At 73.3% G+C, this 11,950-nt stretch carries 14 protein-coding genes and 1 tRNA gene; 7 read left to right on the forward strand and 8 right to left on the reverse strand.

Annotated features, from left to right (window positions below):
• Positions 1-462: 462 nt before the first annotated feature.
• A complete protein-coding gene (locus tag KBX06_RS04830) occupies positions 463-711 on the forward strand; it encodes a hypothetical protein (protein WP_210832975.1) in 249 nt (82 codons plus the stop codon).
• 89 nt (positions 712-800) lie between these two features.
• Entirely contained in the window at positions 801-2,438 is a 1,638-nt protein-coding gene (locus KBX06_RS04835; protein ID WP_210832976.1) for a recombinase family protein, read from the forward strand.
• Here KBX06_RS04835 and KBX06_RS04840 read toward each other — a convergent pair.
• Positions 2,413-2,484: transfer RNA gene (locus KBX06_RS04840), tRNA-Lys, on the reverse strand. The two genes, KBX06_RS04835 and KBX06_RS04840, sit on opposite strands and share 26 nt — an antisense overlap.
• Positions 2,485-2,664: 180 nt before the next feature.
• Between KBX06_RS04840 and KBX06_RS04845 the strand changes: the two genes are divergently transcribed.
• From KBX06_RS04845 to KBX06_RS04855, 3 genes are all read left to right on the forward strand, one after another.
• A complete protein-coding gene (locus tag KBX06_RS04845; RefSeq protein WP_210832977.1) occupies positions 2,665-3,156 on the forward strand; it encodes a DUF1772 domain-containing protein in 492 nt (163 codons plus the stop codon).
• 219 nt (positions 3,157-3,375) lie between these two features.
• The gene (locus KBX06_RS04850) at positions 3,376-3,672 is read left to right on the forward strand and encodes a hypothetical protein (protein WP_247685255.1); all 297 of its coding nucleotides are present in this window, start codon (positions 3,376-3,378) and stop codon (positions 3,670-3,672) included.
• A gap of 129 nt (positions 3,673-3,801) precedes the next feature.
• Positions 3,802-4,884, forward strand: coding sequence for an NAD-dependent epimerase/dehydratase family protein (locus KBX06_RS04855; protein ID WP_210832979.1), 1,083 nt, complete (start codon positions 3,802-3,804; stop codon positions 4,882-4,884).
• Between the two features lie 27 nt (positions 4,885-4,911).
• On the opposite strand, the gene eis is transcribed toward KBX06_RS04855, so the two are convergent.
• Complete coding sequence (gene eis, locus KBX06_RS04860; protein WP_210832980.1) at positions 4,912-6,111, reverse strand: enhanced intracellular survival protein Eis; 1,200 nt, start codon at positions 6,109-6,111, stop codon at positions 4,912-4,914.
• A gap of 80 nt (positions 6,112-6,191) precedes the next feature.
• On the reverse strand, positions 6,192-6,911 hold the full coding sequence (locus tag KBX06_RS04865; RefSeq protein WP_210832981.1) for a PP2C family serine/threonine-protein phosphatase: 720 nt from the start codon (positions 6,909-6,911) through the stop codon (positions 6,192-6,194).
• A gap of 63 nt (positions 6,912-6,974) precedes the next feature.
• Between KBX06_RS04865 and KBX06_RS04870 the strand changes: the two genes are divergently transcribed.
• Positions 6,975-8,012 carry a LuxR family transcriptional regulator gene (locus KBX06_RS04870; RefSeq protein WP_210832982.1) on the forward strand — a complete coding sequence of 346 codons (1,038 nt, stop codon included), beginning with the start codon at positions 6,975-6,977 and terminating at the stop codon, positions 8,010-8,012.
• A gap of 43 nt (positions 8,013-8,055) precedes the next feature.
• Here KBX06_RS04870 and KBX06_RS04875 read toward each other — a convergent pair whose 3' ends face one another.
• Positions 8,056-8,523 (reverse strand): helix-turn-helix domain-containing protein, encoded by a 468-nt coding sequence (locus KBX06_RS04875; protein ID WP_247685256.1) that lies wholly within the window; start codon positions 8,521-8,523, stop codon positions 8,056-8,058.
• Positions 8,524-8,672: 149 nt separating this feature from the next.
• On the opposite strand from KBX06_RS04875, the gene KBX06_RS04880 reads away from it, so the two are divergent.
• Positions 8,673-9,959 (forward strand): benzoate/H(+) symporter BenE family transporter, encoded by a 1,287-nt coding sequence (locus KBX06_RS04880; RefSeq protein WP_210832984.1) that lies wholly within the window; start codon positions 8,673-8,675, stop codon positions 9,957-9,959.
• Here KBX06_RS04880 and KBX06_RS04885 read toward each other — a convergent pair.
• The 4 genes from KBX06_RS04885 to KBX06_RS04900 form a co-directional block, all read right to left on the reverse strand.
• The gene (locus tag KBX06_RS04885; RefSeq protein WP_210832985.1) at positions 9,901-10,275 is read right to left on the reverse strand and encodes a hypothetical protein; all 375 of its coding nucleotides are present in this window, start codon (positions 10,273-10,275) and stop codon (positions 9,901-9,903) included. The genes KBX06_RS04880 and KBX06_RS04885 overlap by 59 nt on opposite strands.
• A 126-nt stretch (positions 10,276-10,401) precedes the next feature.
• Entirely contained in the window at positions 10,402-10,644 is a 243-nt protein-coding gene (locus KBX06_RS04890; RefSeq protein ID WP_210832986.1) for a hypothetical protein, read from the reverse strand.
• 81 nt (positions 10,645-10,725) lie between these two features.
• Positions 10,726-11,199 (reverse strand): large conductance mechanosensitive channel protein MscL, encoded by a 474-nt coding sequence (gene mscL / locus KBX06_RS04895; RefSeq protein ID WP_210832987.1) that lies wholly within the window; start codon positions 11,197-11,199, stop codon positions 10,726-10,728.
• Positions 11,200-11,238: 39 nt separating this feature from the next.
• Entirely contained in the window at positions 11,239-11,922 is a 684-nt protein-coding gene (locus KBX06_RS04900; RefSeq protein ID WP_210832988.1) for a FadR/GntR family transcriptional regulator, read from the reverse strand.
• Between the last annotated feature and the right edge of the window lie 28 nt (positions 11,923-11,950).

Below are 11,950 nucleotides of genomic sequence, written 5' to 3' on the forward strand. Positions count from 1 at the left end.
CGCTTCGGCACCAGCCGGCTCCTGCCGAAGATCCTCGATCTACCCGACCACGTGTGGATCAACAAGCCAGAGCCGGAACCTCAGGCCGCATAACTCCCGCTGGCCTCAAATCCTTGACACGTTCCGGCCGGCAAAGCGCGGCCAGCGATAGTCGCAGCCACGCCTCTCCCGCCCGACGGGGTGCGGGCGATACCTCTGCTCACGCCGTGACAGCAACGCTTCGAAACTGTCAGCCGCTCTCTGGCGCCCTGTGTGAGTTTCCGTGAGTCGCTGACAGTCCGCATCGCCTCCCGGTGACAGCGCGCCGAGGTATCGTCCCCGCCCCTCACGCAAGGCAGAGCGACCCGTCACGAGTCGCCTCTTCCGCATCAATCGGATCGATCGCGCGAATCCGCGCAGGAAAGGAAACCACATGAACCAAGGACTCCGACCCCCGCAGCTGCACACGCTTTTCGGAGGACCGTGGCCACCGCGCCGTATGACGACGAAAACGCCGTCCGGAGCTATCCTGACGAACCGCATCCCGGTACCGCCGCCAATAACGGCGGTGCGAAACACATCCCCACCAACGAAGGGGGAACGACGATTCCGATGCGTATCGCACGTGTCGACACCATTCCCATGACCGCAAAAGACCTCGACAACGCCGCCGAAGCCCTCGCCGTCCTGCTCAACCACTTCTGGCGCGAGCACCCCGACCTCGCCGCCTGAACCCCCTCGCCCAACGTCGGCGGCAGCCCACTTGGGCGTGGGCCGCCGCCGGCCGACCCCGCCCCACCCCCGCACGGAGGAACCACCTCATGGCAGGCAAGCCCACCCCCACCAGCCCACCTAAGCGGCGCGGCCGACGCGCCCCCACCACCACCCAGCCGGACACGTCGACCGGACCGTGCCGGGTGTGCATCTACATCCGACGCTCCACCGACGACGAACACCAACCCTTCAGCCTCCTCGCCCAACGCACCGCCCTGCGACGGTACGTCGACAACAACCCCGGCTGGGTCATCGTCTGCGAATTCGAAGACGACGCCTCCGGCGCCACCACCGAACGCCCCGGCCTCAAGAAAGCACTCGACGCGGCGAAAGCCGGCCTCTACGACGTCCTCCTCGTCTACCGAGTCGACCGATTCAGCCGCAGCCTCGCCCACTTCGTCGACCTCGCCGCCACCCTCGACGCCGCCAACGTCCGCGTCGCATCCGCCACCGAACCCGTCGACACCGGCGGCGCAGTCGGCCGCATGATGCTGCAATTCCTCGCCGTCTTCGCCGAATACGAACGAAACATGATCATCGACCGAGTGAAAAGCGGCATGACCGCAAAAGCCAGCAAAGGCCAATGGGCCGGCGGCACCCGCCCCTACGGCTACCTCGTCAACCCCGACACCCAACGTCTCGTCCCCAACCCCGACGAAGCACCCATCCTGCGCGACATCTTCCGCCTCTACACCCGCGACCGACTCGGCACCCGCGCCATCGCCACCGACCTCAACGCCCGTGGCGTCCCGAACCGCACCGGCAAGAAGTGGTCCGGACACACCATCAACCGGATCCTGGACAACCCCGCCTACCTCGGGGACATCGCCTACCGCGACGTCTATGTCCCCGACGCCCACCCGGCGCTCATCGATCGGGACACCTTCCGCCGTGCCCAGGACATCGCCTCCGCGCGTGGTGACGTCCAAACACAGCGGGCGATGTCCGACTCGGACTACTACCTCACCGGCCTACTGACATGTCCGCGGTGCGGACAGCGCTACATCGGCACGTCCGCCAAGGGCCGGACTCGCCGCTACCGCTACTACACCTGTTTCACCCGCACCCGCTACGGCAAGCACGCCACCTGCACCGCCCCCCGGCTCCCCGCCGACGACCTCGACCAGATGATCCTGAAAGCCCTACTCGACTTCTACACCACCGCCGAACCCGTCCTCGCCGCCATGATCGAACGCGCCCACGCTCAACACGACACCACCACCGACGACCGACGAGCCGAACTCACCGCCACCGCCAACCAGATCACCACCACCGAGAACGCGATCGACCGCTACCACACGGCGTTCGAGAACGGCACCATGGACGACGCCACCGCCGGGCCCCGCATCCGGGAACTCCGCCAACGGCTGGCCCAACTCCAGGCCCGGCACACCGAACTCGACGCCGGTCTGACGGTCCAGCCCGCGCCCCCGCCGCCCGGCACCGTCGCCCGCATCCGTGACCACCTCAGCACCATCATGACCAGTGGCACCGCCACCGAACGCAAAGCCGCCATCGAGACCCTCATCGCCAAAGTCCAACTCACCGACCAGGGAGTCGTACCCGTGTTCAAGATCCCCACCGACACGACAATGCCCCCGCCCGAAAAGGACGGGGGCACCTCAGAAGAACCACCGGTTCGCACAATGGTGCGGTCGGTGGGCCGCCAGGGACTCGAACCCTGAACCTATGGATTAAAAGTCCACAGCTCTGCCATTGAGCTAGCGGCCCGCGCGCTCAGGTTACCGGAAGGCGGCCGGTTGCGACTCTCGGCTTTCCCGCCGTGGGCGGAGCCGGCAGACCGCGACGACCGCGAGGGGGCGGCGATGCGGAAATCAGGGCGCGGGGCGGTCATGGAGGGAGGGGTGCCGTCCGGTTGACTGGTGGGAGGACGACGGGGGAGGACCACCGATGATCGAGGCCATCCGTACCGCCGTCCTGTTCGGGGCGACCCTGACGACCGGGCTGGTGGCGGGGCTGTTCTTCGCGTTCACCTGCGCGGTGATGCCGGGGCTGGCCGCCACCGACGACCGGACGCTGGTCGGCACGATGCAGTCGATCAACCGGAAGATCCTCAACGGCTGGTTCCTGAGTGCCTTCCTCGGCGCGCTGCCGCTGCTCGCCGCAGCCGTCGCCACGCACTTCACCCGGGGCGGGCCGGTCCTGCTCTGGACCGTCGCCGCGCTGGCCTGCCACCTGGTCACCTTCGGCGTCACCGTCGGTCTCAACGTGCCGCTCAACAACCGGCTGGAGGCCGCCGGCCCGGTGGACCGGATTGCCGACCTGGGCGAGGTGCGGGCCTGGTTCGAGGCGACCTGGGTGCGCGGGAACCTCGTCCGCACGATCTCCTCGGTGGCCGCGTTCGCCTGCCTGATCGCCGCTCTCCTGACCCGGCACGGCTGACCGCCGACCGCCTGACCGGCACGGCTGACCGCCGACCGGCTGACCCGGCCCTGCTGACGTCACCACCGCGAGCCCTGCGGGACGACCCCGGCGCGACCGGTCCGGCCGAGCGGTGCGATCGGTCCGGCCGAGCGGTGCCAGGTGGGACAGCCGTGCCGTCGTCGCCGCAGGAGCGGCAGGCATGGGCGGGTCGGCGTGGGGAACCGTACCCGCATGAGGATGAGCAGCACCCCGGCCGTGGCGGCCTCCAGCGAGGAGACGGGCCCCGACGGCGTACGGGAGCCGGCCGGCGAGGTGCACGGTTGGCTGCCGGGGCAGAACCAGACCGTCTGCGGGCTTCCGCTCAGCCGGACCCGGCTGCGCCGCTTCCCGCACGTGCGGTTCGCGTACGACTCCACGGACGTGCTCACCGAGGCGGACCCGGTCGGCCGGATCTGCCCGCGCTGCCTGGCCGCCTCGGACGGTCGGCGCCGGGGCGGTCAGAGGAACTGGGTCCGCCACTCGCCCCGGCCCTGACAAACAGCCCTGACATCCAGCCCTGACATCCAGCCCTGACATCCAGCCCTGACATCCAGCCCTGACATCCAGCCCTGACAGTCGACACGCAGCGCGATTGACCCGCGGCTGACCGGGTACGGGAGGGGCATGCGGATCGTGGTGGTGGGGGCGACCGGCAACGCGGGCACCGCCCTGTTGCGCCGGCTGCGGCGGGAACGCGGAGTGGATCTCGCCGGGGTGGCGCGCCGGCTGCCCGGGCCGGACTGCGGCGAGCCGTACGACCAGGTGGAGTGGCACTCCTGCGACGTCGGCCTGCCCGGTGCCGCCGACCAGCTCGCCGAGGTCTTCGCCGGGGCCGACGCGGTGGTGCACCTGGCCTGGCAGATCCAGCCCAGCCACGACCAGCGGGTGCTGCACCGGACCAACGTGGGCGGCAGCGCGGCCGTGATCGACGCCGTGGTGCGCGCCGGCGTGCCGGCCCTGGTGTTCGCGTCGTCGGTCGGCGTGTACGCGTCCGGCCCGAAGGACCACCCGGTCTCCGAGCGCTGGCCGGCGACCGGGGTGCCCGGCTCGTCGTACAGCCGGGACAAGGTCGAGGTGGAGGCGCTGCTCGACCGGGCGGAGCGGGAGCACCCGGGGCTGCGGGTGGTGCGGCTGCGGCCCGGCCTGAACTTCCAGCGGGCGGCGGCCACCGAGATCACCCGCTACTTCCTCGGTCCGTTCGCGCCCGTCCGGCTGCTGCGCTTCGGCCGGATCCCGCTGGTGCCGACGAACCGGCGGCTGCGGATGCAGGCGGTGCACACCGACGACGTGGCCGACGCGTACGCCCGGGCGGCACTGGGTGACGCGCGCGGCGCGTTCAACGTCGCCGCGGACCCGGTGCTGACCCCGGAGCTGGTGGCCCGGCACTTCCACGGCTGGACGGTGCCCGTCGCCGCCCCGGTGCTGCGCGCCGCCGCCGCGCTGACCTGGCGGGCGCGGCTGCAACCGGTCGACGCCGGCTGGGTGGACCTGGCGCTGCACGTGCCGCTGATGTCGAGCGAGCGCGCCGAGACCGAGCTGGGCTGGCACCCGCGCCACGACGCGCTCAGCGCGCTGCGGGAGCTCTTCGCCGGCATGGCCGACGGCGCGCACACCGCCAGCCCGCCGATGTCGGCGGCCGGCGACCTCCCGGGCCGCCCCGCCGCCCTGCTGCGCGGTCGCCCCGCCGGCCACGGCAACCCCTACTGACCACGCCGCCCGAGCGAGGGGCGGGGGTCAGAAGTCGGCGAAGAGGTACGGGTGTTGGCGGGGGAAGAGGCGGCGCAGCTCCGCCGCCGCCTCCGGCGACACGTCGCCCAGCCCGCGCAGGCCCACCTCCACCGGGTCCAGCACCCCGTACGCCAGGGCGGAGATGCCGGCGGCGGTCAGCGTGCTGGTCGGCGGCGAGCCGGCGGTGGCGGCGGCGCCGGTGACCAGCTCCAGCGTGCCGGTCGTGCCGTCCAGCAGGTACGACCCGGCCAGCCACCGGTCCCCGGTCAGCTCCACCCGCACCCGGCCCGGCCCGACGGGCAGCCCGGCCAACGCGTCGACGGACAGCAGCCGGGCCATCGGCGCGGAGGTACCCGGCCGGGTCACCCGCGCCTCGACGTGCACGGCCAGGTCGGTCAGCCACAGCTCCGGCACCTCGTCGACGGGCACCTGGACGGTGACCCGCTCCACCTGGTCGACGTGCCGGCCGAAGAACTGCAACAGCAGCGCCCGCGCGACCGGATCGGCGGCGAGCAGGTCGCCGGCGGCGAGCGTGCCGCCGTGGTCGTCGATCCGGTAGATCACCGCGCCGGTGACCGTGCCACCCGTGCGGGCCGTCAGCAGCCAGTGCTCGTCGCGGTCGCGCAACCCCACGTCCCGGTAGCCGGGGAAGATCGCGAAGCCGTGTCGCTCGCCCAGGCACCGCTCGGTGAACGTGCGCCAGTCCTGGTAGCCCTCGCCGATCCGTTGCCAGCGCACCTCGCCCGGCAGGTCGGCGCCGAGCAGCTCGCCCAGGTCGGCGGGCGAGAACGTGACCGTACGCGGCTTCGGCAGCCCCACGTAGCCGAACCGGGCGTAGAACGACGGCCGGAACGGGTAGAGCGCGCTGAGCTGGTGCCCCTCGTCGCGCATCTCGTCGAGGAGGCGGTGCAGCAGGGTGCGCACGTGCCCGCGCCGGCGGGCCAGCGGATGGGTGGCGACCCCGGCGACACCGGCCATCGGCAGCACCTCGCCGCGCAGGTTCTGCCGCATCGGGATCGCCGAGGCGGCGGCGAGCGCGACGCGGCCCTCCTCGACGACCAGCGTCCTGTTGCCCTCGTTGTAGGGCAGGTAGCCGCGGAACTCCTCCGCCCGGGCCGCGCTGCGAGGGGAGGCCTCGAAGGCGTACGCGCCGAGCGCGAAGCTGGTGGACAGTCTTTCCTCGGCGTTCACCCGGCGGACGGTCATCCGCCCATCCCATCCCGGCCCGGCGCTCCCCGCAACCGCAATCGCCGGTGGCGGGGCGGCGCGCGTCGACCACGGTCGGTTCAGAGGGCGACGACGTCCGAGACCACGACGGTCACGTTGTCCGGTGCGCCGGCCTGGTGGGCGAGCTTGACGAGCTGCTCGCCGCACTGGTGGCGGTCGCCGTACGTGCTCAGCGCGGCGGCGATCGTGCCGTCCTCGACGTAGTCGGAGAGCCCGTCGCTGCACAGCAGCAGCCGGTCGCCGGCGACCACCGTGAGCACCCCGATCGCCGGGGGCGTGTCCGAGCCCTGCACCGCCCGGGTCACCAGGGACCGCTGCGGGTGGTGTCGCGCCTGCTCGGGCGAGAGCGCCCCCTGGTCGACCAGCGCCTGCACGAAGGTGTCGTCGCGGGTGAGCTGGGTCAGCTCCCCGTCGCGCAGCAGGTAGCAGCGGGAGTCACCCACCTGGGCCAGCACCAGCGCGTCCCCGGCGAGCAGGGCGGCGGTCAGCGTCGTACCCATGCCGTCGCGCGCCGGGTCGACCGTGATGGCGGCGTGGATGCGCCGGTTCGCGGTGCTCACCACGGCCCGCAGCGCTCCGGCCGCCTCGTCGGGGGTGGTCGGCGGGTTCAGCTCGTCCAGGATTCGGATGACGATCTCGCTCGCCACCTCGCCCGCGGGCAGGCCGCCCATGCCGTCCGCGACCGCGACGAGGCGGTCACCGGCGAGGGCGGAGTCCTCGTTGTTGGTGCGGACCAGGCCGATGTCGTTGATGATGGCCGAGCGGAGGATCAGCGTCATGGGGTCAAGCTTGCCAAGAACACCCTGCCGCCGTCTCTACGCACTACTGCGTAGGGTTGGGGAATGATGCCGGTGTCCATGGTCGGGCGTGCCGGTGAGCTGGCCGAGCTCGACCGGGCGTGGTCCACGGTGGCCGCCTCCCGGCGGCCCGCGCCGGCCGTGGCGGTGCTCACCGGTGCCGCCGGGGTGGGCAAGTCCCTGCTGGTCGCGGCCGCCCTGGAGGGGTTCGCCCCCCGGCCGGCGGTGGTGCTCTCCGGCGCCGCCCGGGTGCACGGTCCCGCCCCGTACGACTGGCTGGCCGCCGTCCTCACGGGCCGGGACACGAGCCGGCTCGACGTGCCGCGCGACGCGCTGGCCTGGCTCGCCCAGCAGCCCACCGCCCCGCGCGAGCGCTACGCGCCGGGCACCCTGCTCCGGGTCGCGGTGCGGGTCGTCCGGCTGCTCGTCGGTGCCGGCCCGGCCGTGCTGGTGGTGGAGGACCTGCACGCCCTCGACCCGGCCAGCCTGAACCTGGTGGGCGAGCTGGCGACCGCCGCCGATCTGCCGGCGCTGTTGGTGGTGGCGAGCCGCCCCGCCGAGGACGCCGTCGCGCCGGACCTCGCGGTCCGCGCCCTGGCCCGGCTCTGCGGCGTCCGGGGCGCCGTCCGCCAACACCTCGGACCGCTGCTCCCGGCCGAGGTCGCCGAGGTGCTGACCCAGGTGTACGCGGACCCGCGCCCGTCCGGCCGGCTGGTGCGCGCCGTCTGGCAGCGCACCGGCGGCAACCCGTACGCGCTGACGGAGCTGCTCGCCGCCCACGCCGGCCGGGGGCCGGAGGAGCTGCTGCGGCCACCGCCAGTCCCGCGCCCACTGAGGGTGGCGCCGCGACGGCCCGCCGACCCGGTCGACGCCGAGCTGACCGGGCGGGAGATCGAGGTGCTGGGCTGCCTGGTCGCCGGGATGTCCAACAAGCAGGCGGCGCGGGCCCTCGGCATCTCGGTGCGGACGGTCACCGTGCACGTGTCGAACCTGCTGCGCAAGACCGGGTCGGCGTCGCGTACCGAGGCGGCGATCTGGGCGGTGCAGCGGCGGCTGCCGGTGCCGACGCCGGTCGACGGCTGAGCCCGCTCAGGGGCGGCGGCCGGGCATCGTGACCTGGGGTTCCTCAGGGGCGGGGGTAGCGGAGCAGGAGGCTGGCGGCGACCGCCTCGTCGCCGACGGCGGCGTAGACGTGCGGCACGTCCGAGGTCCAGCGCAGGTGCCCGCCGGCCGTGGCGGTCAGCGGCGCGTCGACCGGGCCGGCGCGCAGCACGCCCGAGAAGACGGTGACGTGCTCGGTGACGCCCCGCTGGTGCGCGGGGGAGAGCTGCTCGGGGCCGGGGGCGACCAGCATCCGGTACAGCTCGTAGGTGGCGTCGGTGTCCTCGAAGACCTCCAGCAGGATGGCGCTGACCGCAGCGCCGCGGACGGTCGGTCCGGAGGCCGGGCCGGAGAGCACGGCCGTCAGCGGTACGCCGAGCTGCGCGGTGATCGCGTAGAGCGTCTCCAGGGTCGGGTTGCGGGTGCCGTTCTCCAGGCCGGAGAGGGTCGCCTTTCCCACCCCGGCGAGCCGGGCGAGGGTGGACAGCGACATCCCCCGTTCCTCGCGCAGGGCGCGGACCCGGCGACCGACGGCCTCGGCGCCCGGGTCGGGGGCCGATCGGTGGACTGGTGACGTCTGCGGCACCCCGCTATGGTGCTACAGGTCATTGTTCCGTAAACGGAACAGTCGGGGGAGGCGGGATGGCGGGACGGTCGCAACCGGTGCTGGCAGGCGTGGTGACCGCGCTGGTCGGGTTCGCCAGTTCGTTCACGGTGGTGCTGGCCGGCCTGCGGGCCGTCGGCGCGTCGGACGCGCAGGCCGCCTCCGGGCTGCTGGCGGTGTGCGTGGCCTCCGGGGTCTCCGCCGTGTGGCTGGGCCTGCGGCACCGGATCCCGATGAGCGTCGCCTGGTCCACCCCGGGCGCGGCGCTGCTGGTCGCCACGGGCGCGGTGCCCGGCGGATGGCCCGTCGCCGTCGGGGCGTTCCTGGTCTCGGGCGCGCTGATCGTGGCCGCCGGGCTGTTCCCCGCGCTCGGGCGGGCCGTCGCGGCGATCCCCCGGCCGGTCGCGGGCGCGATGCTCGCCGGGGTCCTGCTGCCGCTCTGCACGGCTCCCGTCCGCGCGCTGGTCGAAGTGCCCCGGCTGGCCGTCCCCGTGGTGCTCGCCTGGCTGCTGCTGCACCGTTTCGCCCGCCGGTGGGCGGTGCCGGGCGCGCTGGTCGTCGCGGTGGCGGCGATCGCGCTGACCACCCCGGTCTCCGGGCTCGGTGGCGCGCGGCTGCTGCCCGTGCTCGAACTGACCGCCCCGGCCTGGAACGTCTCCGCGATGATCGGCCTGGCGTTGCCGCTCTTCCTGGTCACCATGGCCGCGCAGAACGTACCGGGGATGGCGGTGCTGGTCGGTTACGGCTACCGGCCGCCCTTCGGCGCCGCGCTGCGCGCCACGGGGCTGACCACCGTGGTCGCGGCGTCCGCCGGCGGGCACGCGGTCAACCTGGCCGCGATCACCGCCGCGCTGGCCGCCGGCCCGGACGCCCACCCGGACCCGGACCGTCGCTGGATCGCCTCGGTCACCGCCGGGATCGGGCTCGCCCTGCTGGGGCTGGGCGCCGGGGCGGCCACCGCGCTGGTCGCGCTGGCCCCGCCGGTGCTGATCGAGGCGGTCGCCGGGCTGGCGCTGCTCGGCGCGCTGGCCACCGCGCTCACCTCGGCGCTGGCGGAGCCGGCGGCCCGGGAGGCCGCGGTGGTCACCTTCGTGGTGACCGCCTCCGGGGTGACCCTGCTCGGCGTGGGCGGCGCGTTCTGGGGCCTGGTCGCCGGCGGGGTGATGCTCCTGCTCTTCCGCCACCGCTCCGACGGGCCGGCCGCGCCCGGGTCGGCACCCGGACCAGCGACCGCACCGCCGGGACCGGATGCGGCCGAACCGGCGCTCACTCCTCAGGTGGCAGGTGGCGGGCCGGGACGTCGAGGCGTACCTGGTCGTCGGTGACGGCGGCGATCTGCTCGGCGAGCACGTAGACCGCGCCCGTGCGCACGAGGTCGGTGGAGACCTTCAGGTAGCCGCTGTGCAGCAGCCGGGCCGCCAGGTCGGCCGGCACGTCCGGCTCCTCGACGGCCGTCGACTCGATCAGCTCGTCCAGGCTGCTGCCCGGGTCGACGGTCGGGGCCTGTACGGTCACCGCGTTCGGGTCGCCCCGCTGGACGAGGTCGACGGTGCCGAACTCGGTGCCGTCGACGTCGATCACCCGCATGCCCGTGGTCACCCGGGAAACTGTCCCCTGCCGCTCGGTGCCCTGCTGCTCCATCCTGGCGCGGTTCCCGGCCCCCGCTCCGGCTAAACCATCGTCGAGATCTTGGACAGTTGTCGCCCGGTCCGAACAGCCCGGTCCGAACGGCAACTGTCCAAGATCTCGTCGGGGGCCTCCTCACGGTTACGGGGACCAGGCGGTCGGGGGGCGGGGGGAGAGTTCGCGCCAGGTGTCGGTGCCCTGGAGCAGCGCCCGGACCGTCTCCTCGGCCTCGTCGGCGGTGTCGTGCTCGTAGAAGCGGGAGACGCCCTCGGAGCCGCCGGCGCGCTGCTCGACGTGCCACCGGTCGCCGTCCACCCTGAGGAAGACGTCGCGCCGGGCCAGTCGTCCCCATTTCCCGTTCCACCAGTGCCTCCGCTGTTCCATGGCGGGACTCTATCGAACAGGCGTACGAAAAGCTGCGGCCCCTGCGGGATTCCCGCAGGGGCCGCTGTGCGTGCGTCGGGTTCAGCGCCCGGTGGGCGGTTCCTCCCGGCGGCCGAGCACGTCGTCGAGCGCGCCGCGCTGCTGCCCGGGGGTGGTGTGGCCGGCGGCGACCAGGGCGTCGCGGATCTCGGTGAGCAGCTTGACCTCCTCACTCGGCGCCTTCGGCGGCGGCTCCTCGCCCCGCCTGCGCCGCTCCGCCAGCCTGTTCATCGGAAACACCACGAGGAAGTACAGCGCCGCCGCCGTCAGCAGGAAGGTGATCAGCGCGTTGACGAACGCGATCCAGTCGAAGGCGATGCCGCGGAACGTCGGCGCGGTGCCGGCCAGCCCCTTGTCGCTGCCGGTGATGAGCAGCACGAAGACCCGGATCAGCGGTTCCAGGAACGACTTGGTGAGCTGGGTGACCACGCCCGTGAACGCGGCGCCGATGACGACACCGACCGCCAGGTCGACGACGTTTCCGCGCATGATGAAGTCTTTGAAGCCCTTGAGCATCCGTACTCCCGAGGTGTCCGGTCTTCCGTCCGGCACAACCTATGCCCCGGGTGCGGGCTCCAGAAAAGCGCCGGCCTCGATCGCCGCGCGGTCCGGGTCGCCGGCCCGGATCGCCTCCACCAGCCGGGAGTGGTCGGCGTAGCGCTCCGGCTCCAGCGCGCCGCCCATCGACTGGGCGATCGTGCTGTGCAGCGCCGTGCCGACCGAGGCGTACAGCTCGGCGAGCATGCCGTTGTGCGCCGCCGCGACCACGGCGGTGTGCAGCGCCGCGTCGGCCACCACGAACTCGTCGAACCGGCCGTCGCGCCAGGCCGCCTCGCGGGCGGCGAGCGCGCCGTCCAGGGCCGCCAGGTCCTCGGCCGTACGCCGTAGCGCGGCGAGCCGGGCGGCCTCCACCTCGAAGGCGCGGCGCACCTCGACCACCTCGGCCATCCGGTCGGCGGTGAGCCGGCGGGCCACCACCGGGGCCAGCTCGTCGGTCGACACCACGTACGTCCCGGAGCCCTGCCGGCACTCCAGCACCCCGGCGTGCACCAGCGCCCGCACCGCCTCGCGGACCGTGTTGCGTCCCACGCCGAGCGCGGCGACCAGTTGCGGCTCGGTGGGGATCCGCCCACCGACCGGCCACTCGCCCCCGAGGATCCGCGCCCTGAGCTGCGCGATGGTCTGCCGCACCCGGTGCCCCCGGGGCGGCGCGGCGGCGGAATCTACCGACGGTGGCACTGGTTACAACACCCGCCCGGAATTCATC

This window comes from Micromonospora sp. C31 (assembly GCF_018070575.1).
GTDB lineage: Bacteria > Actinomycetota > Actinomycetes > Mycobacteriales > Micromonosporaceae > Micromonospora.